This window comes from Niastella koreensis GR20-10, from assembly GCF_000246855.1.
GTDB lineage: Bacteria > Bacteroidota > Bacteroidia > Chitinophagales > Chitinophagaceae > Niastella > Niastella koreensis.
In genome coordinates, this window is record NC_016609.1 from 6940737 (window position 1) to 6966480 (window position 25744).

20 protein-coding genes are annotated in these 25744 nt (G+C 44.0%); 15 read left to right on the forward strand and 5 right to left on the reverse strand.

Annotated elements, in window-relative coordinates; all coding sequences use genetic code 11:
• Nucleotide 1: 1 nt before the first annotated feature.
• From NIAKO_RS27375 to NIAKO_RS27405, 7 genes are all read left to right on the forward strand, one after another.
• On the forward strand, nt 2-1612 hold the full coding sequence (locus NIAKO_RS27375; RefSeq protein WP_014221707.1) for an LTA synthase family protein: 1611 nt from the start codon (nt 2-4) through the stop codon (nt 1610-1612).
• 125 nt (nt 1613-1737) lie between these two features.
• Nucleotides 1738-2493, forward strand: coding sequence for a class I SAM-dependent methyltransferase (locus NIAKO_RS27380; protein WP_014221708.1), 756 nt, complete (start codon nt 1738-1740; stop codon nt 2491-2493).
• A gap of 101 nt (nt 2494-2594) precedes the next feature.
• Nucleotides 2595-3272, forward strand: coding sequence for a rhamnan synthesis F family protein (locus NIAKO_RS27385; RefSeq protein ID WP_041347382.1), 678 nt, complete (start codon nt 2595-2597; stop codon nt 3270-3272).
• Nucleotides 3272-4108 carry a hypothetical protein gene (locus NIAKO_RS27390; protein WP_014221709.1) on the forward strand — a complete coding sequence of 279 codons (837 nt, stop codon included), beginning with the start codon at nt 3272-3274 and terminating at the stop codon, nt 4106-4108. The genes NIAKO_RS27385 and NIAKO_RS27390 overlap by 1 nt, the downstream gene beginning before the upstream one ends.
• Nucleotides 4109-4273: 165 nt before the next feature.
• Nucleotides 4274-6412 (forward strand): glycosyltransferase, encoded by a 2139-nt coding sequence (locus tag NIAKO_RS27395; protein WP_014221710.1) that lies wholly within the window; start codon nt 4274-4276, stop codon nt 6410-6412.
• 7 nt (nt 6413-6419) lie between these two features.
• On the forward strand, nt 6420-7217 hold the full coding sequence (locus tag NIAKO_RS27400) for an ABC transporter permease (RefSeq protein WP_014221711.1): 798 nt from the start codon (nt 6420-6422) through the stop codon (nt 7215-7217).
• A gap of 2 nt (nt 7218-7219) precedes the next feature.
• Nucleotides 7220-7954, forward strand: a complete 735-nt coding sequence (locus NIAKO_RS27405; RefSeq protein ID WP_014221712.1) for an ABC transporter ATP-binding protein — start codon at nt 7220-7222, stop codon at nt 7952-7954.
• Here the strand turns inward: NIAKO_RS27405 and NIAKO_RS27410 are convergent.
• Entirely contained in the window at nt 7951-9255 is a 1305-nt protein-coding gene (locus NIAKO_RS27410) for an O-antigen ligase family protein (RefSeq protein WP_014221713.1), read from the reverse strand. The two genes, NIAKO_RS27405 and NIAKO_RS27410, sit on opposite strands and share 4 nt — an antisense overlap.
• Nucleotides 9256-9425: 170 nt before the next feature.
• Between NIAKO_RS27410 and NIAKO_RS27415 the strand changes: the two genes are divergently transcribed.
• The gene (locus tag NIAKO_RS27415; RefSeq protein WP_014221714.1) at nt 9426-10505 is read left to right on the forward strand and encodes a glycosyltransferase family 4 protein; all 1080 of its coding nucleotides are present in this window, start codon (nt 9426-9428) and stop codon (nt 10503-10505) included.
• Complete coding sequence (locus NIAKO_RS27420) at nt 10502-11662, forward strand: DUF1972 domain-containing protein (protein WP_014221715.1); 1161 nt, start codon at nt 10502-10504, stop codon at nt 11660-11662. Before NIAKO_RS27415 ends, NIAKO_RS27420 begins: the two co-directional genes overlap by 4 nt.
• Nucleotides 11663-11793: 131 nt before the next feature.
• Here the strand turns inward: NIAKO_RS27420 and NIAKO_RS27425 are convergent, their stop codons facing one another.
• Nucleotides 11794-12993, reverse strand: coding sequence for a hypothetical protein (locus tag NIAKO_RS27425; RefSeq protein WP_014221716.1), 1200 nt, complete (start codon nt 12991-12993; stop codon nt 11794-11796).
• Nucleotides 12994-13006: 13 nt separating this feature from the next.
• On the reverse strand, nt 13007-14278 hold the full coding sequence (locus NIAKO_RS27430) for an oligosaccharide flippase family protein (RefSeq protein WP_014221717.1): 1272 nt from the start codon (nt 14276-14278) through the stop codon (nt 13007-13009).
• Between the two features lie 80 nt (nt 14279-14358).
• On the opposite strand from NIAKO_RS27430, the gene NIAKO_RS27435 reads away from it, so the two are divergent.
• The 6 genes from NIAKO_RS27435 to NIAKO_RS27465 all read left to right on the forward strand — a co-directional run bounded on the left by NIAKO_RS27435 (nt 14359) and on the right by NIAKO_RS27465 (nt 22921).
• Nucleotides 14359-15201 (forward strand): hypothetical protein, encoded by an 843-nt coding sequence (locus tag NIAKO_RS27435; RefSeq protein WP_014221718.1) that lies wholly within the window; start codon nt 14359-14361, stop codon nt 15199-15201.
• Nucleotides 15202-15334: 133 nt separating this feature from the next.
• Nucleotides 15335-16621: an O-antigen ligase family protein gene (locus tag NIAKO_RS27440; RefSeq protein WP_014221719.1), complete on the forward strand. Its 1287-nt coding sequence runs from the start codon at nt 15335-15337 to the stop codon at nt 16619-16621.
• A 468-nt stretch (nt 16622-17089) separates the two neighbouring features.
• Nucleotides 17090-18886: an ABC transporter ATP-binding protein gene (locus tag NIAKO_RS27450; RefSeq protein ID WP_014221720.1), complete on the forward strand. Its 1797-nt coding sequence runs from the start codon at nt 17090-17092 to the stop codon at nt 18884-18886.
• A 149-nt stretch (nt 18887-19035) separates the two neighbouring features.
• Nucleotides 19036-19494, forward strand: coding sequence for a DUF983 domain-containing protein (locus tag NIAKO_RS27455; protein WP_014221721.1), 459 nt, complete (start codon nt 19036-19038; stop codon nt 19492-19494).
• 341 nt (nt 19495-19835) lie between these two features.
• The gene (locus tag NIAKO_RS27460; RefSeq protein WP_014221722.1) at nt 19836-20564 is read left to right on the forward strand and encodes a basic secretory protein-like protein; all 729 of its coding nucleotides are present in this window, start codon (nt 19836-19838) and stop codon (nt 20562-20564) included.
• Between the two features lie 71 nt (nt 20565-20635).
• The gene (locus tag NIAKO_RS27465; protein WP_014221723.1) at nt 20636-22921 is read left to right on the forward strand and encodes a GH92 family glycosyl hydrolase; all 2286 of its coding nucleotides are present in this window, start codon (nt 20636-20638) and stop codon (nt 22919-22921) included.
• A 330-nt stretch (nt 22922-23251) separates the two neighbouring features.
• On the opposite strand, the gene NIAKO_RS27470 is transcribed toward NIAKO_RS27465, so the two are convergent.
• Together NIAKO_RS27470 and NIAKO_RS27475 are read right to left on the reverse strand one after the other, a co-directional pair.
• A complete protein-coding gene (locus NIAKO_RS27470; RefSeq protein ID WP_014221724.1) occupies nt 23252-25090 on the reverse strand; it encodes a tetratricopeptide repeat-containing sensor histidine kinase in 1839 nt (612 codons plus the stop codon).
• 88 nt (nt 25091-25178) lie between these two features.
• Complete coding sequence (locus NIAKO_RS27475; protein ID WP_014221725.1) at nt 25179-25697, reverse strand: hypothetical protein; 519 nt, start codon at nt 25695-25697, stop codon at nt 25179-25181.
• Between the last annotated feature and the right edge of the window lie 47 nt (nt 25698-25744).

Here is a 25744-nt window from a genome sequence, read left to right on the forward strand (position 1 = left end):
TATGAATTCCGATCCTTCAGGTGATTATACAGGTGCACCTTTTTTTAAACCCGGTGGCTTGTCCGGCCGAAAGCCTAAACAACAGCGGTTACAGCTGATAATAGCTGTGGCGGCTGTACCTGTTATAATTTTTTTTCACTTCTTAAAGTGGAAAACAGCTGAGATCTATGGTGATGACCTGCACATGTATTTTACCCATGAGGGATTAACCAGTCTGTGGAATAAATTGAATCTGCCTGTATTTTACGGCAAATTCCGCCCGGTTCATGGCGTTATTACACATATTTTAATAGCGATCTTTAATAAACATACCGGCGCTTACTTCCTGTTCAATATTGCGATACAATCACTGAATACCGTGTTGTTTGCGATGCTGGTGAATTTATTGCTACAATCGCCCTTCCTGTCTTTATTGTTAGGCATGCTGATAGGACTTTCAAGATTTGCATTCTTTAATGTCACGCAATTCTTTAATGGAGGTTCATTGGAAGGCCTGGCGTTGACGTTTTTCCTGATCGCATTATTTTTTATAATCCGGGTATTGTTGTTGCACAGCACTGTTTCCCGGAAACAACGGGACCTTATATGGGCTTTTGTAGCTGCCAACCTGAGCCTGTATACACATGAAAGGTATATTGTGCTCATTCCCTTCATGATCTTATTGATCCTGCTCTATCCCGGTTTGCGCGTATTTTCTGCAAAGCAAAAATTGATCTTCAGCCTTATAGGAATTGCTTCTATTGCTTTAAATATTGCCTTAAAAAAATATGTTTACGGAATGCCTTTCCTGGTAGGCACGGGCGGGGTAAATATTTCGTTATCCTTTTCTTCCATCCTGACTTATTTCACAGAAGGCTTTTTATCCATCTTCCAGGTTAATTACGGCCCCGAATACCTGATAGGTATTAAGTACACTGCATTACCGGTATTTGATAAAATATTAGTATGGGCATTACTGGGTAGCTTTGTAATTATATTGGCATTATATATAATCAGGATACGAAAGGCTTTCCTGTCAAAGCAAAAAGACGAGATCGCTGTTTTTATAATTTTCCTGTCATTAAGCGTTTTGTTCTTTATATTTTTAATTCCTGCCATCATCACTATACGGCTGGAACAAAGATGGCTTCAGGCCTCCTTTGCCGTTTTTATTTTAATGATCGGGCTGGCATGGAGCCGCCTTCCTCTTAAAAACAAGAGGACCAGAACCTTGGCCATGGCAGCGTTTGTGCTTGCCTTTTCATTAGTGAATTTTTCCTATCTCCAAAATGGCGATAAATATATGTACCTTGTAAATGCAGGACATATTGCCGGTTCTTTTAAGCAGGCGATAAACAATGGTACTATACCGGCCAGCGCCGGTAAATTATATATCCGGGAAGATGAAGATTCGAAAGTAGTAACTAACTGGGCTTTACAAGGCGGGTTATTTTTTAAATTCTATCAGGATAAGCCAAAAGAAGTAGTCTTTATAGATTCCACTTTTAAATTGAATACTGCCCAGGATCCGGATACTCTGAAAGAACGTGTGTTGAATTTTAATGATGCGGTTACTGATATTACTAACCGCTATTTAAAGGCTCCAATGCCCGATTCTGTACTCAGAAAATAAAGATTGCATCAGACACATCAGACACCTATCCTGTGACGCCACAGGATAAACGCGTATGGAAATAAAGAAGAACTGAAAATTTTAACCAGGCATTCTCTTTATTGTTAACCATATTTACACCATTTATGTTCACCCATCAAATTGACCCGCTTGTAAAAAACAGCCTTAGTTACTTTGAACCGTTTTCGCCTGTAAAGATCAATAACAAACGTGATGATCTGATAAAACTGTACTGGCAATATCACCAGCGCTTTAAAGCAATCAAAACTTTCCCTGTACAAAACGGCAGCGTGCTGGATGTGGGAAGCGGCAGTGGTGGCCTTTTTTTCTGGAAAGAATATATGCTGCCAAACAGAAAAGACATGAAAATGACGGCCGTGGACCTGCAAAAAGGCGAGTACTTCGACCGGTATGAAAAATATGTGATCCTGAACCTCGACGATAAAACCCTTCCGTTTGAGGATAACAGCTTTAACTTCATTATGCTTTCGCATCTGATCGAACATGTTAATGACTGGAAGTCGCTGCTTGACCAATGTAGCAGGATCTTAAAGAAATCGGGTGTTATGTATATCGAAACTCCTTCCTTACATACACGCGATCTGCCAGCAAGCAAAAAGTTCAAAGACATGGGGCTTCCCTGTCAAACGATTAACTTCTTTGATGATGGTACTCACGTAGAGCCTGTTAATTTAGATGAAGTAGGTACTTATGTAAATGCCATTAACTGCATGACACTTGAAAAAGGCTATTGCAGAAGCGTTTACCTCGAAGATCAATTACTTGCTTACGGCCACAAACACAGCGACATGGAAGTAGCTCAGTACGGCCTCTGGTCAAAATTGTTGTTTTCGTCCTACATAGTTATTCAAAAAATGTAATACTTTCACCGCGTTTCACCAAAACAGTAAAATAGCTGGAAAAGTCATCGCCCATATTATCAGTCTTCTTTCACAATTACTACGGTAACGACCAGGAATGGATGAACTTCTTTTCCCGGGAGCTTACCCTGCCCTATTATTTATTTTACAATGGGGTGGCCGACTCTTATTACCGGCTTACCCAAAACAGCGAGCCGGTAACAACCACGGGCGCCAGCCTGCAAGGTGTATACAAAAGAGAAAGCAGCAATAAAGGAAAAGACATTGGCGGTAAACTCATCCTTACGGACGCCTGGTTACAAACAGGCGTTCAAAGCGATTATATCCTGCTGTTACACGACAAACACAGCCCTTACCATAGCCACAGCGGCAGCTGGAAAAAAGACCTGTTGCGCATAGCGGAAAAAGAGTATCAGCAGGCTGTTCTCCAGCTTTTCACCGATGCGCAAACCGGCATAGTAGCTTCTAAAAATGCCATCAGGAACGAGGAGGATAATGAACAAAAAAGAAATGCCTATATAGATTCGCCCCTGATACAATCGTTGAAAAGCAAATACCGGTTGCAGCCTCCACACCTCCAATACGTGGCAGGCACCATGTTTTGGGTAAGGGCATCACTGTATAAAGAATTTTTTACACAATATCCGCCACTGCAAATACGCAGTGAACTGGAAGCCGGTAATATTACCGATATTGAAGGCCCAACCATTACCCATGCCTGGGAACGGTTGCTGTGCTGGATCGCCACCAGTAAAGGATATCAAATCAAGGGAGTATAATGCTATACGATATATACTATATTGTAACACCTCAAATCCTGCAACAGCCGGTTAAATCAACCGCTGATGCTACCCTTGTGCTGGCTATTGACCCCGCCAATAAAAATGAGCTCAGTTCCTGCTTTCAGGCGGCAGAACAATATATAAACAATCCCTTTTGCCTGTTATTAACCCTGCAGGCAGCATTAACTCCTGAGCAGGCAACAGCACTCATGGCGTTTTTCTTCTTCCCAAATTATCTTAAACCTGCAGTTATTCCACAAATTTTTGTAACCGGTAACAATGAGGGCATCGTTGCCGCTGGTATTGAAAGCCTTCAGCAAAGCGCCGCGGCGCAGGCATTTTCAACCATCGGGGTCATGCCCGCCTCAAACCTTGAAAACAGTTATGAAGCCCGGGATACTTCCGTAATAAAAGAAGCTTATAAAACCCGGTTACTATCGCCTGTAATGACTACGGAAGCTGTTTATATCAGGATAGCGAGGGAGGAAGAAATAGCCGGGGTTCAACAGTTGTTAACAACAGAAGAAACCCTTTTTGAGCAGCAGCATGCCGTTCTTTTTACGCTGAAAAAACAGAACCGGCAACTGCAGCAGCAGGTACTACAACTGGGCTTTTTATACCAGGCGGCCCAACAGGAGATCAGTAACCAGGTATCCCATAACCAGATCCTTCGCTCCTCGTCACAGGCCACTGCCCTGCAAAACTATTACAACAATGAATACGAGGTGCTTCCCCTCTGGTACAAGCGGATGGGTCATATTATAAAGGTTTTAATGGGAAAACGCTCGTTTAAGTCGCTGTACAGCGACAGCTCCAAAAAGTACCGCAACTAGCCTTTATTTCAACATTCTGCAACCTTAAGCCTATAATAACAGTTTATTAAAAGATAAATCAGGAAATTGCGCCCGTTTACATGTACCTGGCCCCTCCTGCAATGTGGAGATGCCGGGTATTATATTACATATTTTATTACATTGCGGGCAATCAAATAATTAGCGTTGAATTACTGGCTACTAACAACAGAATATCCTCCCTTTCACGGTGGTGGCATCAGCACCTACTGTTACCATACAGCCTGCATGCTGGTTGAGCAGCATATCAACATCACCACGTTTGTACCTGACGACAGTGTTTCCGATTTTAAAATAACCAATACACCCGAAGGCAACCGGATCATTCATTTTAATACAAACCGTTCCAACAGCGCCGGGTATTTTGGCTATACCGCCCGGCTCAGTTACGAGTTTGCCGGTATAGTGCAACACTTTATTCAACTGGAAGGCCAGCCCGATATCATTGAAGCGCAGGACTACCTGGGTATTGCTTATTACCTGCTGCAATACAAACATCTGTTGTCTCCCGGGGTAAAGGATGTTCCGGTAGTGATTACCCTGCATTCGCCCGCCTTTTTATATTTGGAATTTAACCGGGTGCCCACCTACCGGTTCCCCGATTTTCAGACCTGCCAAATGGAAAAAGAGGCCATCAGGATGGCAGATGCCCTGTATGCACCTACCCAATTCATCATAGATGCAATTCAACCATATGTAGATGTTTCCACCAGTAACACCGTGGTCATCCGCAATCCATATATAGTTCCCGACCATCAACCGGTTCAAAACATTGAACGGAACAAGATCGTTTATTACGGTAAGCTTTCCCCGCAAAAGGGAAGCTTTGAACTGTTGGCTTATTTCAAAACTCTTTGGGATGGTGGATTTAAACACCCGCTGCACATTTTCGGGGGAACCGATATCGTATTTCACCCCGAGCAATTAACCATGGGTCAACTGGCCAACAGTAAATATGAAAAATATATTAATAATGGGTTATTGCAGCTGCATGGCAAAATAAAACCGGCAGCCATTGAAAAAGAACTTAACAGCGCCCATGTGATAATAGTCCCAAGTATTGTAGACAACCTTCCATACGTAGTCATAGAAAGTATGGGGCTGGGCAAGGTGGTACTGGCCTCGGTACAGGGCGGTCAACGGGAAATGATAGACCACGGGGCGAATGGCTTTTTATTCGATCATACAATCGAAGGCGATTTTGAAGAAAAATTACAATATGTGCTGGCGCTTTCCAACGAACAGATAGCTGCCATTGGTAATGCCGCCAAAGAAAAAGTAACCAGCCTGTACCATCCTGCCGTAATAAGAAAACAAAAGCTTCCATTACTGGAAACCCTTATTAACAAAAAACATAACAACTCAACCTTCCCCTTCTTATACCAGAATGAGCATAAACCCGTTACTGCCAACGGGAATCTGTTAAGTGTAGTTATACCCTTTTACAATATGGGTAAATACATAATGGAATGTGTGCAGTCGGTAAAAGCCTCCACCTACCCTGAAATTGAGATCCTGATTATCAACGATGGTAGTACCGACGCGGAAAGTTTGACTGTACTAAAGCAGGCAGAGCAGATAGCAGGGGTTAAAGTGTTGAACAAACCCAATGAAGGACTGGCTTATACCCGTAACTATGGCGCTGCAAAAGCAACCGGCGACTGGCTGGCGTTTCTGGATGCAGACGATACCATAACGCCCGATTATTACGAAAAGGCATTGCGGGTTTTGAAACAGTATAAGAACGTATTTTTTGTGGGAAGTTTTGTACAATACTTCGGTGATACCAATGTGAAGTGGGCCACTTATACACCCCAGCCGCCCTATGTACTGGTGCATAACCCGGTTAACAGCAGCGGACTGGTATACAAAAAAGCAGCCTTTCTGGCAGCCGGGCAAAACGACAAAACAGTAGATTACGGCCTGGAAGATTACGAAAGCGTAGTTCACTTATTATCAAAAGGATACAATGGAATTGTACTACCTGAGTTCCTCTTTAATTACCGGGTGCGGGGCGACTCTATGATCAGGAAAATTACCCGGGAAAAACTGCTGTATTCCTATAAATATATTGCAGAAAAACATAGCTCTTATTATGCTACCTTTGCCACCCAAATAAACAATTTGTTGAATGCAAACGGCCCTGGCTTTCTTTTTGATAACCCAACCTTTGCAGTAACAGTTGTAACAAATTCCGAAAGCAACAGCTGGTTGTTCAGAAAAGCAAAGGCATTTATAAAAAAGAATAAAACATTAAAGAATATAGTTCTCAGGCTAAAAAAATAATCGCTTAATGATCATAGCAATTTTAACGGACTGGTTTAGGCGCTCAAATAAATCTGAGCGTTTGTGGTTGCTGGCCAAAATTGAATTCAAGTTAAGGTATTACGAAAACAAGCTCGGGCTTTTGTGGGCATTGATTAAACCGTTGATGGATATTGCTATTTATTATGTAGTATTCCAGGTTATAATGCGGCAGGATGTACCTGCATTTGCTTCTTATTTGTTCATAGGGTTAATAATCTGGAATTTCTTTATTGAATCAACCGGCGGTACCGTTCAGATCCTGAACACCAAGAAATATTTATACGAATACAGCAACATGAACAAGCTGGAAATATATGTTTCCACGCTCATGAGTAACGCCATCGGGTTCTTCTTTAACTTCGTTATGTTCCTGTTGTTCTACAATTTGCTGGAAAGAAACACTGCTTACAGCAATTTACATACGCTGTGGATACTACCGCTTTTTGTAAATCTCTATATATTATCATTAGCCATTTCACTGATCCTTTCCAACATCTATGTGATCGCAAAGGACATTACCCAGGTTTGGACGGTATTTACCTCTTTCCTGTTCTTTCTTTCACCAATTTTTTACAAACTGGATACGTTTAAAGATAGACTTCCAGCGTTCGACTACCTTAATCCTTTAGCTGGTATTATTATCAATGCCCGGAAAGCTACAATGGACGGGACCGTTCCCGATTTTAAATTGTTTTTATGGGATTTCACCTATTCAATTGCTTTGTTGCTTCTTGGCATATTTCTTTTAAATAAATTAGGATCTAAAGCCGCTGAAAAACTATAACTATGACAAAGGCGCTGGCGATACAGGCAAAAGGGATCAGTAAAACATTCAACATTTCAGAAGATAGTCATAATACGGTTAAACACCGGTTATTTAATCTGTTTAACCCACCCCGTAAAAAAAAGGTAGAAGCCCTGAAAACTATGGACTTCGAAATTTACAAGGGGGAATGCATTGGCTTGCTGGGCCGGAACGGTTGTGGCAAATCAACCCTAATTCGTGTGCTGGCGGGTGTGTTTCCTACCGATACCGGTAAAATAAACATTTTCGGTTCTACCCTGCTCATGAACCTGGGTGTTGGTATGAGCCATCAGCTCACCGCCCGGGAGAATATTTATGTATCAGCTTCTGTACTGGGATTAAAGATCAAGGAAATTGACGCCATCTTCGACCAGATAGTGGATTTTGCTGAACTCCGTGAATTCATTGATACCAAGATCAAATACTTTTCATCAGGTATGGTTGCCCGCCTGGGCTTTTCCATAGCCGTAAATGCCGGCGCAGATATCATGTTCCTCGATGAAATTTTTGCCGTAGGTGATATGAAGTTCCAGGAAAAAGCCATCAAGGTATTTGAATCGAGCTGGATTGCCGGCAAAACAGTTATCCTGGTAAGCCATAGTATGGATGTGGTGCAGAAATACTGCAGCCGTACTGCGTTTATGAAAAATGGCAGCCTGGTTTATTTTGGCGACACGGCAAAGGCGGTGCAGATGTACATCGAGGACAATCACTAAACAATTGCAGCTACAGGCTTCCTGTAGCTGACAATAAAAGCAATAAAGAAGGCAAACACCATATTGCCCATACTGCGGTCGAAATAGGTTTCGGGGATGAATGAGAGCATAAAGGCCGCAATTACAAACACGCCAAAAAAGTCTTTATGGCGAATACACTGGCGCAGGGGTTCAAATATAAATCCCCACAGGAAAAGCAGTAACCCGGTAAATCCAAAGGCCACCATTATATCGAGGTAATTGTTATGCGTGTTCCGGCGGGTTTCATAAGCAAAATCAAAATCCCTTGCTTTATACGTTTCCATCATCCTGTCTACCTTATCCCCTACCTGTACGCCAAAAGCGGGGTGTTGTTTTACCAGCGACCATCCACAATGCCATATCGCCAGCCTGATGTTGGCGCCATTCCACTGATCGGCTGTAACCGGCATATCAAAATGACTTTCCTCTCCCTTGTGTGCATATTCGTAGTGGGTGAACCCCAGCTCTTCAAAACGGTTCCATGTTTTTGGGAAAACAGTTATCAGCAACACCAACACCAACGCAATACCAGCCCCCACCAAACCCAGCAGCTTCAGCTTTCTCTTGTGAATAATATACCATACCGCCACACATACAGTACTGCCCAATAAGGTTATCAACGCAATACGGCTGGCTAAAAAGAAAATAGCCATCAGTAAAATAAACAAACTCGCATACAGCAGTCCCTTTTTAGCCACCAGCGGCGATTTTATATACAGCAGGTATGCAAAACTGAAAATGGCTATATTGGCCAGTAAGGCAATATAGATCGATTGTTTATCTATTGGGGCGGTAAGATTATCATTATACACCAACGAGGAGTCGTTATACACCAGGCTTGCCACAATACCCCAGATAAAACAGAACAGCACCGTAATGGTAGTAATAACCGCATAGGCAAACAGGATCCTTTCTTTAAGTGCCTGTTTTATATACACAAGCCCCATGGAAACGGGGAACACGAATAAAGGCATGCGGATCACCGTCCAGGAAAAACCCTCGGCCACATTTTTTGAGCAAAGCGAACTTACTATATGCAGCAAATAAAAAGCAGCCATCGCCAACACCTCTTTTCGCTGGCGCAGCAGTTGCCATTTTTCGCGGAAGGACCCATAAATAACAAAGCTGTATAACGACAGAATAACCAACGCCACAACATTTACTGCGGAGATATGTGACGGATAAAAGGTGATAAAGAAAATGACCACCAGCACATATAATAATTTATCCTTTATAGTCAATAAACCCGCCTGTTCATCCATCAAAAACAAGGATCGCATATAAGGTATCTTCTTTGCGGGCAAAAATACGGCTACCCGGTTACTTACAGAATAATAGTCGACAGTTTAACGAATTCATTCTGCCTATGTTGCGCAGGTTTGTCGACAAAATAAAAATAATGGCAGGCAACTTCGGAGCTTTTCCCTACGAATTATAGGGAAAGGGTCTCATGAAAATTGCAGTCATCACCAGATCAACATTATATACGGTCAAAGGCGGAGACACCTTTCAGATCATCAATACGACCCGGCAATTAAAAGGGCTGGGAATTGATGTGGACATTAAATTAACCAATGAACCGGTTCAATACCAACAATACGATCTGCTGCACTTTTTTAATATTGTGCGGCCGGCCGACATCGTATACCATATTAACAAATCGGATAAGCCTTTTGTGGTATCGCCTAACCTGGTAAACTACCACGAATACGATCAACTATACCGGAAGGGTATGGCAGGCCGGTTGTTTCGCTATTTACCCCAAAACAGCATCGAATACATAAAAACCATAGCCCGTTGGGTGCAGGGGAATGATGTACTGGCAACAACATCGTATTTGTGGAAGGGGCATAAACAAAGTATAAAAAAGATCCTGCAGCAGGCCGCCCGGATTTTACCCAACTCAAAAATGGAGTACGAGCAACTGGGGGAGTTTGGCGCCCCCCTGCCCGGTTATACCATTATTCCCAATGGTATTGACCCGGCATTATTTACCTGGAACAGCAATTTGCCCAAGGATCCCGGCCTGGTATTGTGCGTGGCGAGAATTGAAGGACTGAAGAACCAGCTGAACCTGATAAAAGCCCTGAACAATACGCGGTACCACCTGGTGATCATTGGCAATCCGGCTCCTAACCAGCTCAGTTATTATGATGCCTGCCGCAAAGAGGCGGCCGCTAATATTTCCTTCATCAACCAGCTGCCGCAGGAGGCTTTGACAACCTGGTACCAGCAGGCAGCCATTCACATTCTGCCCAGCTGGTTCGAAACCTGCGGACTATCCACTTTGGAAGCGGCCGCCATGGGTTGCCGGGTAGTAATTACCGATAAAGGCTATACCCGCGAATACTTTGGCAATGAAGCCGCTTATTGCGATCCCGCTTCACCGGAGAGTATGCTGGCAGCTATAGAAAAAGCAGCCGGCACACCTGATACAGATACACTGAGAAGAAAAATATTTGAACAATATACCTGGCAGCAGGCAGCCAGTAAAACAGCTGCCGCTTACAAACAAGTATTACAACAATGACACTACGGATAGGCATATTAGGTACCAGAGGCATTCCCAATAACTACGGCGGGTTTGAACAATTTGCAGAATACCTGTCAACAGGGTTGGTAGAAAAAGGACATGAGGTGTTTGTTTACAACTCCCACAATCACCCCTATACTGAAACATCCTGGAAAAACGTACAATTGATCCATTGCTACGATCCCGAGTACCAATTGGGCAGCTTTGGACAATTCATCTACGACTTCAACTGCATTTTAGATGCGCGACGCAGGAACTTCGATGTGATCCTGATGCTGGGTTTTACCAGCAGTTCGGCCTGGGGTTGGTTCTACCCCCAGCAAAGCACGCTCGTCTTTAATATGGACGGGCTCGAATGGAAGCGCACCAAGTATTCAAAACCAGTACAGCAATTTTTACGACTGGCCGAAAAACTGGCCGTCCGGTTCAGCCATTATCATATTGCCGATTCAGTGGTTATTCAATCGTACCTGAAAAACAAATACGCCATCTCCAGCGAGCACATCCCCTATGGTGCCGAAATACATGACCATGAAGAAGAAACCCTGTTACAGGATTTTGGGGTTAAAAAGCACCAGTACTTTTTATTGATGGCACGCATGGCGGCTGAGAACAATATCGAAATGATCCTGGATGGTTTTCATGCCAGCAACAGCAACTATAAATTCCTGGTGATAGGTTCGGTTAATAACAAGCTGGGACGGCACCTGGTACATAAATTCAAACACGATAACCGGATCATCTTCACCGGTGGTATTTACAACGATCCGCAAAAAATACATTCACTCAAGATCTTTTCTACCCTGTATTTTCATGGCCACAGTGTGGGTGGCACCAACCCCTCCCTGCTGGAAGCCATGGCCAGCCGCTCACTAATTGCGGCCCACGATAACCCCTTCAACCGCGCAGTTTTACAGCAGGATGCCTATTATTTCTCCTCCCACCACGAGGTAAAAGAAGTTATTGAAAATACCTGTCGCAACGGCCGCGAAGCAGCCATGATCAACAACAACCTGAAGAAAATACAGGAGCAGTTTAACTGGGATAACGTTATCAGTAAATACGAAAGTTTTTTACAACGATGTGTACGGGAGAAGGTTAGCAGAGAGCTAAAGAGCGATCCTTCCATTAAAGTGGAGAGTTCGCGATATTAAGTTGACGGGTTAACAAGTTGACAGGTTTACACGTTAACAGGCAAACTGGGTAGAAGAGGGTTAAGTGCCTAAAGTTGGAAGTTGATAGCGTTGAAAAAGGAAGGCCGCGACGCCGATTGCAGATTGCCGATTCACGATTGCCGATTGCCGACATCATACTCCTTAAACACTGCCGTAAACGCCATTATCCAAATAACATACTCCGCTACATTGGTAATAAAGCTGCCCGTAAACTGGTATATAAACATAAACACAAATAACAGCAGCCGGTAATAGTTACTCCATACTTTTGTATACACAAACAACATGCACTCCGCCAATATGCGAACCGACAAACCAACCCAGCCAAAAATAGCCAGGGTTTCGGCGGCTGCATTAGGAATAGCTACCCGGGTTGTATCGCGCCCATAACCATAAAAATCGCGTATCAGGTCAAAGCCCAGTATTTTGATCTGCCCGGGTCCTATCCCCCACCAATAACTTTTCTTCGCCAACAGTTGATCGGCCAGCCAAAAGGCTTCAAAGGTTCTGCCCTTGCCTGAAGGGTCTTTACCGGTAATAACATTAGCAAGGCGTACAAAAAGAATATTATCGGGAAAGAACACCAATCCAATTCCCAGGGCGCCCACCACTATTATACCTGTAAGTCCCAGCAGGCCGAGAAATCGCTTATTGCGCAGGAATTTTTTATAATGCAGCACCACCGTTACAACAATGGCCATTACAATAGCACTGATAACCCCTAATGAAAAAGACAAAGCCAGTGGCAGCAGCAACATCGCCAGCAACAGCCAGCCATTGATGGTATTCCTGTAAAAAAGCAACTGCAACAGGAAAAAGAAAAACAGGGGTGTAAACAACAATGCATAATAGGAAGGCTCGTACGTAAGCAGGCTCAATCGCCTTACCTCTTCCACCCCGGTGGTGAGGAATTGTTTCGTCCATAAAACCGGGTAAAGCGGTGTAAAGAAAAGCGGGATAGCTACCAGGCAACAAATAAAATTGATGACCAGTAACTGGTGAAAGATCCTGCCCGGCTGCTCGCATCTGATAAGGAAAGTATAAACAGCCTGGCAAAAAATATACACCAGCGTCATATTTAGGACTGAAACAAAATAACTCTTCTCATCAACCCCAATAGCAAGGTGTATTATCACCAGGGGCAGCATAATTAACAGGAATGGCCATAACACTTCCCGCTTGCGGGTCATTATCATCCACAGGTACAAAAGCGGACTTAACAACGCGGTATAGGTTAACCCAAAAGGCAACCCGAACGAATTGATAAAAAAGTAAATAAAAACAACCGGAAAGAATTTATTGATCCGCATTCGTTGTTATAGTTTAATGAGCCCGGGCCCTGAGGTAGCCAGCCAGTTTATTCCTGTACATTTCCCGGTTAAAGCCTGCCGTTATAAACAGTTCTGTCAGTAACACACTGATGGTGGTACCCAGCGAGCCCCATACCTGTACCAGCAACAGGTTACAAATAACATTCAGCACCGTCCCCCAGCTTAGCACGCGCAGGTAACTTTTTTTATGATTAGCGGCCATCAATAACTGGCTGGCCGGTACATGCAAACAAACAATAACGGGCCCCAGGCAAAACAACCGCAATAACAACACTGTATTGCCGCTATTGGCCCCTAAAAAAAAGGTAACAATAAATGAGGAAAAACTACACAACAATACCGCGCCCAACAGCACCAGTAATAAAAAAGGCACATACACCGACTTGAAAAAAGGCCGGGTAACTTCCTTTCCTTTTTGCAACAACTGGCAAAGCGGCGGATAGATCACCTGCGAAAACATGACCGGTACCTGCCGGAAAGCCAGGAATATTTTTTCTGCAACACTGTAATAACCTGCCATCAGGTCGTTGGTAAACAGCCGTAAGATGAACACGTTTATGCTTAGAAAGGTGTTTATTGAAATATTGGAAAGCATTACCGGCCACCCTTCTTTCAGCTCCTGCACAATATCACGCCACAATGGCCGCACTATTGGCAATTTACACAACCTGATTGCCTGAAAAATACTGGCTATTCCGGCTACCAGGCTGCCAATGCCCATAAATAAAATAAAAAACCTGTTATCAGCCCGCTCTCTGATGAAAGCAAAAACGAGCGCCACAAACAGCAGCCGCGCCAGCAGGGTGTAGATGGTGATGTACTTCATTTTTTCTACCCCCTGAAAAAACCAGCTTACCAGCAATGATTGTCCCAATACCCAGGTAAATCCAAATAGGTACAATTGAAAATGTTGTTTAAAAAAGGGGACCGTTGTAATAAGCAATAACAATACGGCAAACAGAACTGCGCAGATGATCATTTTGGCCGCCAGCACCGTAAAAAAAAGCCGGGCATTTTTTGCCACATCATCCCCGTGCAGGGCAAGGGCACGGGTGGCGGTTAAATTGAATCCATAATCAGAAACGGTACAAAAAATAAGCAGTATTACCTGGGCCACCGCAACAATGCCATACCCATCGGCTCCAATGCGATTGATAACAAAAGGCATTACCAATACCGGAAGCAGGAAATTGGTTCCCTGCAAAATGCCCAGGGCCATAAAGTTCGAAAAAATACGGCTGCGTCTGCTGCGGCTTTCCTCCATATGAATTAGTTCAAAATACTAAATGTCAAATTATAACAATTAACGCAACCCATATATATAATTTTCCGTAGTGGTCTTTCATGAAACAGGTTAAATTAATATCCAATCCTACTGATGAGCTGGACATAGCGGCGCTATTCCAACAGGCTACTGCTTTTTTGAGGCAGTACGGAAAATTATTACTGCTAGTTGCTTCCATAGGCCTGGTGGCAGGGCTGGTCCGTTACTGGAAAACACCTAACCTGTACACCTCCTCAATCGTTTTACAACCAACCATTCTCACCGAACCCGAACAGATAGCAGTGATCAACAACTGGAGCGAGCTGATTCACAAAAAAGAACGCCACCTGCTTGCCAAACAATTTAATATAGATGTTTCCCTGGTAAGAAAGATAGAATCGATCAAGGTTGAAGAGCTGCAAAAGTTTTTTGCGCCCCAAAATTACACCGCGTTTACCGTTACTGTAATTGTACGCGATACTACCATTTTACAACCGCTGCAAAAAGGAATGTTGTACGCGTTAGAGAACAGTGGATATGTAAAGGAAAAGCTGGCCAGCCGGAAAAACATTTTGCTCTCGATGATCCAAACCGTACAGGGGGAAATGAACCGCCTGGTTAAACTGCAACAGACAGTTGAAACCAGCTTTCAGCAACCTGGTACTTCAGGCGGCCGTCTTATGTTGAACGTTTCTGATATAAGTACCCAATTTGCCAACCTGGAAGAAAGAAAACTGAACTATGAAGCAGAATTTTCATTTCTCTCAGCAGTAAACGTGCTGCAAACTTTTTATACGCCTGCTAACCCAACTTTCCCGGTATTGATAAAACAACTGGCGCTGGGGCTTTGCGGCGGGTTGTTTGTGGGTGTTCTTATAAGTTTCTATTTACATTATAAAAAAAAACCGTGGAATAATGTTTAAGTTACAGAGCCTGCCCCGTGACAACGGGGTTGCAAGTTGCAGGTTCCAGGGGTTCTGAAATTTGTGAATCCCGCAATTGTTCAGCATGCCAGCCATGTAACCTGTAACCCGAAACCTACAATCTGTTTCATGCATGAAGCAAAAAAACACTATAATTAATAACCTTATCTACCTATTTTACCTCGGCTTTCTGTTAACAGCAGTAGCCGCCTTCAGGTACTATAGCAGTATAGCCATCGGCCTTATAGCAGCTGCCTCTTTTTACTATAACAAGCTTACTACCGGTTACTGGTTTAATAAAGCATTACGCAACCCATTTGTGATCTGTTGCAGCCTGTTTTTCTTACTGCAAATAATTCCCCTTGCTTATACCGATGATTGGGCCTTAACCTGGCGGCATATTGAAGTAAAAAGCGCCTTGCTGTTTATCCCGCTTTGTTTCTTCAGCAGTGAGTATTTGAATAAAGTGCGGTTCCATTCGCTAATGAAGGGGTATGTTTTTATCCTGGTTGTCCTCATAATCTGGTGTTTGGGCGTTAGTTTTATTAAATACAAATACCACCACGCGCCCATTTATATTTTCTTTTATCACGAGTTATTGAGCGATCTGGGGCACCACGCCATTCAGTTCTCCATCCTCGTTTTTGCCGGCCTCATCTTCCTGTTGCAGGAAACCACACAGGAACGTTATGTTATTAATAAGGGCATTCATTTTTCACTGCTGGCTTTTTTAATTGGCAGCATGCTGTTGCTGTCGTCAAAACTGGTAATCAGTTTTACGTTGTGCAGCCTGGCTTATTACGCCGTTATTGAATGGCGGAAAAATGTAAATACCCGTTGGGCTATTGCCACGGTGGCCATTACGGGCTTAGTTATAAGCAGTATCATCCTCTTCACAAAAAACCCTATCAGCTACCGTTTTAACGACATCATGCATAACAACATGATCGTTATGGAGAAAAAGACTTTTGAACCGAGGTATTACTTCAACGGCGTGGCTTTTCGCTTACTGCAATGGCGTTTTGTAAAAGAGATCATCCGGGAGCACCGGGCCTGGGTAATGGGCGTAACGCCTGCCCATGCTCAACCCTTGTTAAACCAGAAATATCTGTCAGCAAATATGTACGCCGGTCAGCCCGGCACCGCCGATCATGGGTACCAGGGTTTCAATACGCACAATGAGTGGCTGGAGTCGTTTTTACAAACGGGACTTATAGGACTGATACTCTTTTTCAGCATCTGTTTTTCCATGGTTGCCATGGCCGTTCGGCGAAGGAGCCGCCTGTTATGGGCGATTGTACTTTTAGTGCTTGCCTATTCTTTCCAGGAGGCAGTATTTGAGTCGCAGTATGGGCTGGTCGTTTTCCTGTTTTTGCCGCTGTTCTTTTACTTTGGGGAGAAGGAACCTGAGAAACAATAGGTTAAGAAAAAAGACTATAATTATTCCCATCCCATTTTCAGTTAGAAACGATACGCTACCAACTGAAATCATATCATTTTCAGTTTAAAATGATATGCTACCAACTGAAATTACCCTGTTTTCAGTTTAAAACAGCACGCCACCAACTGAAATCACCCTGTTTTCAGTTAGAAACAGTACACTACCAACTGAAATCGACCTGTTTTCAGTTAGAAACAATACGCCACCAACTGAAATTACCCCGTTTTCAGTTAGAAACAGTACGCCACCAACTGAGAGCATCCTTTTTTCAATTTGAAACCTGGCAACTAAACCTGGAACCTGGAACTTGAAACGGGTTGTACTAATCCCGGTTTTACCTGCACTCTTCCCTGTCGGCAAAGGCCATTCAGGTAACTTTATATAAATTGTATATTAATTCCCCAACCCCCGACAAACATTCCCTTTGATTAACTGTTAATTGCAATTATGAAGATTTTACTAACGTATTTAAAACCATACAGATGGCTGGTTGGTTTAACGCTCTTTCTGGCTGCTGTAAATACCGCTTTTTCCTTATTTGATCCTATTATATTAGGGAAACTTGTCCGGCTCGCCGGTCAGTATTTAAATACACCGAAAGATAAAAGACCTGGTACAGAATTCTTTACTGCTACCACTCCTTATTACGGTGTTATCTGGCTGTTATTAGCTTCCATTTGCGTAGCCATGGTAAGCCGGATAGCCAAAAACTTCCAGGACTACTTCCTGAACGTGATCATCCAGAAATTTGGCGCCAAAGTATTTACCGATGGCTTAAAACACGCTATGCGGTTGCCTTACCAGGAGTTTGAAGACCAGCGCAGTGGTGAAACCCTGAGCGTGCTCACCAAGGTGCGGGCCGATACCGAGAAGTTCATGAATTATTTCATCAATATAATGTTTGGTGTGCTGGTAGGTGTAACCTTTGTTATGATCTATGCTTCTATCTGGATCAGCTGGACAATCGCCGTTGCCTATGTAGTGGGTATTTTACTGCTTACAACGATCACTAATATACTCAGTAAAAAAATCAAGACCATTCAAAAGACCATTGTAGCACAAACCACTTCGCTGGCAGGTTCTACAACGGAATCACTCCGCAATATAGAGTTGGTAAAAAGTCTGGGCCTTACCAACCAGGAAGTTACCCGACTGAATAAAAATACCTACAAGATCCTGGGGCTTGAACTTACCAAAGTAAAACGCGTACGCAGCATCAGCTTTGTACAGGGCACCTTTGTGAACACTTTGCGTCAGGTGATTTTGTTCATTTTAACGTGGCTGATCTTCCATGATAAAATGGATTTCGGACAATTGGTAACTATGCAGATCTTCTCCTTCTTTGTATTTGGACCCTTGCAGGAGATCAGCAATATCATCATCAGCTATCGTGAAGCAGAAGCGTCATTGAACAACTTCCATACGCTGATGACAAAAGCGCCCGAGCGCCAGCCAGAACATCCCAAACACCTCGGCGATATTAAAACGCTCGACTTTAAACAGGTTGGTTTCAAACACCAGACCGCCCAGTCACGCGCTATTGACGATATCAGCTTTTCGGCCCAAATCGGCGAAACCATCGCCTTTGTTGGTCCTTCCGGTTCCGGCAAAACAACTCTAATGAAACTGCTGGTAGGTTTGTATCGCCCGCAACAGGGAAAGATCCTGTACAATGGCATCGACGAAAACGACATCAACTATGAAGACCTGCGCAACCAGATTGGATTTGTAACGCAGGACACCCAATTGTTTTCAGGTACCATTAAAGAGAACCTGTTGTTTGTAAATACGTCAGCCACTGAAGAAGACCTGCTGGATGTGCTTAAAAAAGCCTCCTGTATGAATTTGCTGGCCCGTGCTGAGAAAGGCCTCGATACCATGATCGGCGAAGGCGGTCTGAAATTATCAGGCGGTGAAAAACAACGGTTATCTATTGCCCGCGCCCTGTTGCGCAAACCGCGATTATTGATCTTTGATGAAGCTACTTCCTCACTCGATTCATTAACAGAAGAAGAGATCACCAATACGATAAAGGATGTTTCTTCCCAACGCAACCAGGTTACCATCCTGATCGCACACCGCTTATCTACCATTATGCATGCCGACCGGATTTATGTACTGGAGAAAGGTGATATAGTAGAAACCGGCAGCCACGAAAGCCTGATCGAAGAAAAAGGCTTGTATTATGCTATGTGGAGACAACAAATAGGCGAAAGGAAAAAGATTGGTACGCCTGTAGCTTAAATAGTTCTCAGTTCACTGTTCTCAGTTCTCTGTTCCTGGTTTTTAGTTGGATTTCAACTGCGAACAGAGAACTGAGAACTGAGAACTTACCCTTCAAAAAACGTCTTCAACTAATTTTGTACCTTCGCGGCTCATCAACCGAGAGCATCATGCCTGCATCTAAACCCAATTACCTATGGAGTATGTTAACCATGAAATGCCCGCGCTGTCGCAGAGGCCCCATGTTTAATAGTAATAATGCGTGGAATTTGAAAAAGGTGTTCGACATGCCCACTCATTGTCCCGAATGCGGTCAGAAGTATGAAATGGAAGTAGGGTTTTGGTACGGCACCGCCTATGTGAGTTATGCCTTATCAGTGGCCCTGTCGGTAACCACTTTTGTTGCCTGGTGGGTGCTTATAGGCATGAGCACAAGCGACAACCGCTTTTTCTGGTGGCTCGGCATCAATATTTTCTTACTGATCTTCCTGCAACCCTGGCTCATGCGCCTCAGCCGCGTCATCTATCTATATTTCTTCGTTCGCTACGATCCCAACTATAAAAGCACCAAGGGAAAGACGTTTGATTACGAAACGGGATCGTATTATGATCATGAGGAAGGGCAGTAGGAAAACAGCCGCAAGCAAATACAGGGCTGAAAGCTGAAAGGCTAAAGCAAAAGGCAGTGGGAGAATCGGCAGTCCTAAGTCGAGCAAATCGGCATCGTGAATAGGCAATCAGCGACACGGCCAGGAAACTTATGAAACGGAACTACTTTCATATAACGCCCCCCTTTATCAACGCTGTCAACTCTATCAACGTTATCAACTTGCTCATCCAGGTCAACTGATCAACTGGTCAACCCTGTCAACGCTATCAACTTTATCAACCTTCTACTTAATTCACCCCATTAACAAGTTAACGTATAAACATGTTAACCTGTCAACGTGTCAACCAATAAACAAAATAAATGAAAAGCCTGTTCCTATTAACACTGGCATGCACCAGCATCTCCCTGGCCTACACCCAGTCCTTACAAACAAAAAAACAGTACGACTGGAGCGACCGGAACAACAATCCCATTTACCGCAGCGACTCTATCACCAAAAAAGGATTTACTTTAATTTTTTTAGTGCAGGACTCCGCCTTCAACCCCGTTACCCAGCAAAAATTAACCGAAGCCTTTTTTACGGTTTATCCGCAGGAAGTAAAACGCTTCAATAAAGATGCTTTAAAGAAAATTGTCTTCATCATCGACCCTTCCTACGATGGGGTGGCGGCCGCCAACAACGGCATTATTCGTTGCAACCCCGGCTGGATGAAAGCCCATCCCGAAGACATCGACGTAATTACCCACGAAGCCATGCACATTGTGCAGGACTACCATACCGGCAATACTCCCGGCTGGTTAACAGAAGGTATAGCCGATTATGTGCGCTACAAATACGGCGTAAACAATGAAAAAGGCGGTTGGAGCCTCCCCGCGGTAAAACCCGGGCACCATTATACCAACGCTTACCGCGTTACCGCCCGCTTTCTGGCCTGGGTAGAAGATAATTACGACAAAAAGATCGTGGACGAATTAAACACCGCCGCCTATAAGGGTACCTACGAAGCCGGGTTATGGGCGCAATACACCGGCAAAACGGTTGACCAGCTTTGGGATTTATATGTAAAAGCACAGGAAACGATGCGCTAGGTGCGTTTTAGCAGAACATTAGCCCCTAGTTTTGTAGCTGCTAAGTTTTTTAAATACAGAAAAATTCGCACATGAAGAAACGCTTCCTGTTGTTATGGATGTTGCCCTTATCCTTATTTGCCCAACAAAAAAATGTAGTTCAGTATGTAAACCCGCTTATTGGCACCCAGCGTATGGGACATACTTTTCCCGGCGCTGCCGTTCCCTTCGGCATGGTGCAACTGAGCCCCGATACCGATACCCTTCCCTATGAAATGAACGGGAAGTACAATCCTGATGTATATAAATATTGCGCAGGTTACCAGTACGACGATAAAACCATTGTAGGCTTCAGCCATACCCATTTTAGCGGTACCGGCCATAGCGACCTGGGCGATTTTTTGGTTATGCCAACGGCAGGCGCCCTTCAATTGAACCCTGGTGTGGCCACCGATACCAAAACCGGTTTTCGTTCGGCATTTTCCCATGCCAATGAAAAAGCAGAAGCGGGTTATTACAAAGTAAAGCTCGATGATGACAACATCACCGCCGAGCTCACCGCCACTACCCGTACTGGTTTTCATCAGTACACCTTCCCCAAAACAAACGATGCGCACATCATCCTGGACCTGATGCATGGCATTTACAATTACGAGGATAAAAACGTGTGGACCTTTGTACGGGTGGAGAACGATACACTGGTTACCGGCTATCGCCAAACAGCTGGCTGGGCCCGTACCCGCACCGTTTATTTTGCCATGACCTTTTCAAAGCCATTTAAAGAATATGGCTGTAAGGATTTTGGCAAAAAGCAGGTGTACCGCGGCTTCTGGGGCAAGTTTAACCAAACCAAAAACTTCCCCGACCTGGCAGGCAGACAATTGCGTATGTTCTTCAACTTTAATACCGAAGAAGGCGAGAAAATAAAAATGAAGATGGCGCTTTCATCGGTAAGCACCGAAGGCGCCTTATTGAACCTGAGAACAGAAGCCCCCAACTGGGATTTTGAACAAACAAAAGCCGCTGCACAGGCCGCCTGGAACAATGAACTGGCAAAGATCAGCATCGAGGCATCAGAAGCAGAGAAACAAAACTTCTATACCGCTTTATACCATGCCTTCCTGGGCCCCACGGTATATATGGATGTTGACCGTAAATACAAAGGCCTCGACCAGAACATACACACCGCTGCCAACTTTACCAACTATACAACCTTTTCGTTATGGGATACCTACCGGGCCCTGCACCCCTTCTTCAACATCATACAACCTGCCCGCAATGGCGATATGGTAAATAGCATGCTGGCGCATTACGATCAAAGCGTGCTGAAGATGCTGCCCATCTGGAGCCATTACAACAACGACAACTGGTGCATGAGTGGTTATCACAGCGTTTCGGTAATTGCCGATGCCATTATAAAGGGTAATACTTCGTTCGATGCAGTGCATGCACTGGATGCCTGTGTAACTACCGCCAGCCACTCCAACTATGAAGGCATTGGCAGTTATGTGGAGAAAGGATTCATCCCTGCTGAAAAGCTGGGTACTTCCGCTTCAACTACTTTGGAGTATGCCTATGACGACTGGAGCATAGCCCAGGCAGCAAAGAAACTGGGCCGCACAGATATTTATGAAGCATTCAGCAAACGCGCAGGTAATTATAAGAACATCTTTGATCCATCGGTTGGTTTTATGCGCGCCCGCAATGAAGATGGCAGTTTTAAAAATAATTTCGACGCCCTGAGTACCAATGGCCAGGGTTTTATTGAAGGCAATACCTGGAACTACAGCTTTTTTGTTCCCCAGGACCCTGAAGGATTAATAAACCTGATGGGTGGCAAAAAGAAATTCAGCGCCCGCCTCGATAGCCTGTTCACCATGTACCTGCCCGATAAATATTTTGCCGAAACGGAAGACATCACCCGTGATGGCATCATTGGCACTTACATTCATGGTAATGAACCCGCTCACCATGTGGCCTACCTGTACAATTTCGCCGGTCAACCCTGGAAAACACAGGAACGGATAAGAATGATCCTGAAACACCAGTATAAACCAGCGCCTGATGGGTTAGGTGGTAATGATGATTGCGGACAAATGAGTGCCTGGTATCTTTTCTCTACGCTTGGTTTTTACCCGGTAGCACCTGGCGCCACGGTGTATCAGTTAGGCAGCCCGGCCATCAACAAAGCCGTATTACAACTCGAAAACAAGAACAGCTTTACCGTAGAGGCCATCAACCAAAGCGATAAAAATGTATATGTACAAAAGGTGCTGCTGAATGGTAAACAACTGGAGCAACCCACTATCACGCATGAAGACATTATGAAAGGCGGCACACTTACGTTCTACATGACCGACAAACCGAAGAAGCAATAACAGTTATAAGCTATAATATCGAAAGCCCCGGCAGTAACTCCGGGGCTTTATTATATGATCAAGGGTTAGTAAGTAATGTAATTAAACGTTAATTTACGGCATTTATTTTATATACGCAATAGTTGACTGGTTGAAATGTTAACAAGTTAACAGGTTAACGTGGTAAAACAAGGTTAGGCGGTATAAAGTAGTAAGTTGACATGGTTGATAAAGGGAGTTAGGTATAGGGAATTGTTAGTACCATAAGGGCATTTGCTTTTGGCTTTAACCTTTTGGCTTTCCGCCTTGTATTTGCTTGCAGCTTGCGGCTTACAGCTTGCAGCCGTTTTCCTACTTCTTCAACAGCACCGTAAACACACTCCCCACTCCTATCTGACTTTCACACGTTATCCGCCCGTTGATCTCTTCTACTATTCTTTTTACAATTGATAAGCCCAACCCATTGGAGGATTCGCCATCTGTAGGTCTTGATGAGATCTTACTGTATTTCGAGAACAGGAAGGGCAATTCTTCTTTATCGATGCCAACGCCTTCGTCCCGCACCTTTATACCAAGGTGGTCGTGTTCATCATGAATGCTTATCCAAACGTTTTTGCCCTGGGGCGTATATTTAATGGCGTTCGATAACAGGTTCTCACAAATACGGCCAACCAGGTACCGGTCGCTTAAAATAAAGAGCCTTTTACCGGAAGCCACCGCATGTAAGCTGATGTTCTTCTTTTCGGCCATCGGTTTAAAGTTGTCTGCCATTTCTTCGGCAAAGGCGCGCAGGTCAAATTTTTCCAGTTGCAGCTTATGACCGCCTATATCTTCCCGCTCTACATCCAGAATTTGCCTGATGAGGCGTTCCCCATACAAACCAGCCTGTAAGATGCGGGCCATGGCTTTTTGTTGTTCGGGCGATAAACGGTCGGCATCATTTTTCATCACCTGTCCCCATATTTGTATGGTAGCAAAAGGCGTGTTCAGGTCGTGCGATACTATGCTGATAAGTGAATTCTTCTCGTAGTTTAACTCCGACAGCTTTTGGTTCTGCTGAATAATAAGGTCATTGGTTTCCTGCAAGCGCCGGTGGGCATTTCGTTTTATAACAAACCCAATCGCTATCAGCACCCCTATGATGGCCAAACCAACAGCCACCAGCGTAAGCTCCCGGGTTCGGATGGTTTCTTTTTCAATTTTTTCCGACAACAACCTGTTTTCCGCTTCCCGTTCACCCGCATGAAAACGTTCCTGCAGGGCGGCAATGGTTTTATAGGTATCACCATGCAGGATAGCCGTATCCAGCGAATACCATTTTTTAATGTACTCGTATGCTTTATTGAATTTACCCTGGTACTCGTATAACTTGGCGAGAATGCTATAACTATCGGCTTCCTTGCTTTTTGAATCCAGTTGTTGCGCCAGTTCCATGGCGCTTAGTGCATATTTCGTAGCAGAGTCAAACTGGTGCTTTTCTATATATATATCAGCCAGGTTCAGCCGGGCTGTCCATAGTCCGGCGTAATCACCATCGTTGTTATGCCTTACCAGGTTTTGCCAGAAGTAAGGCAGCGCTTCATCAAACTTCTTTTCCTTGAAATATAAATTACCCAGGTTGTTGTAGGTGCTCGATAAACTGATCTTGCCCTGGCGTTCGAGATTCCTACCCAACTGCACAGCCTTGTTTAATAAGATATGCGAACTGTCGTATTGCTTTAGCTGGGTATAAATAACCGCCAGGTTGTTGTAGGTATTAATAAGGGAAGGGATCTTTCCATCCTGTTCCGATATTTCGGCGGCCTGTAAATAAAACTCTTTTGCCCTTTCGGGTTCCCTGATGGCGAAGTAAGCAATGGCCAGATCGCTTAAAGCAGCCATCTCATATTCCGGCGCCCGTATCAATCGCGCTGCTTCCAATGACTGCAGGTAATATTCAATGGCCTTTTCGTAATTATTGCTCAGGTCTTCATATATGCCCTTGAGCCGTAGCGATAAAACATTGCCCTTATTGAATTGCAGGAGGTGCGCTTCTTTTGAAATGTAGTCGGCGTAGTAGTGAATGGAATCTATCTTGTCTTCAGAAAAATCAAGGCAACGGTCGTACAAACTTTTTAATTGAGTTGTATCAACCTGTGCAAATGAATTTACGCAAATTATCAGGGTTCCAAGTAAGAGGTAGTATTTCACCGGTATTGCCGAATTGTACTACCAAATTAAGGGTTTTTACTTATTCCATCAAGTCATAGCACCCAATCACCTTAATTTAATTCAGCGATCAATAGCCCATAACATTGCTTGGTCCCTGATCAGGTTCCTGCTCTGGTTTTAATTTACCGGTAAGTTGTCTTATAAATACTACAATGTAACCGATGCCAAACAAACCAAATATAATGCCGGTAAGCAAAGTACTTATGGAGTGGCTTCCTTCTTTTTGTCTTTTGATCGAATCCCGGCTTGCCCATGGATCCAGATCGCTGGTAGCAGGGTTATCTTTTTGATAATACACTTTTACGATGGGCGATTCGGGCAGTTTTTTAAAGTCGTGGTAACCTTTGTACTCCTCGCCATTCACCTTGAAATGGTAAGTGAAGCTATTAGTCATAACGCCAAATCTTTTTACCCGGGTGTAATTTGAATCCAAAAAACCGATGGCAGTGGTGCTATCTTTAATCAGCCTTTCATACTTTGAAATTTCCCCGTCATACTTTCCGGGGGTCATATAATCGCTGATGCAACTCTTTGCCAGGAAGAAGAAAATAAAAACATAAACCAAAGAGGTGAATTTACTCTTCATGGGGCAGGGGTTTAGGGTTGCCGGGGTTACGGCATCGGGTTATAACA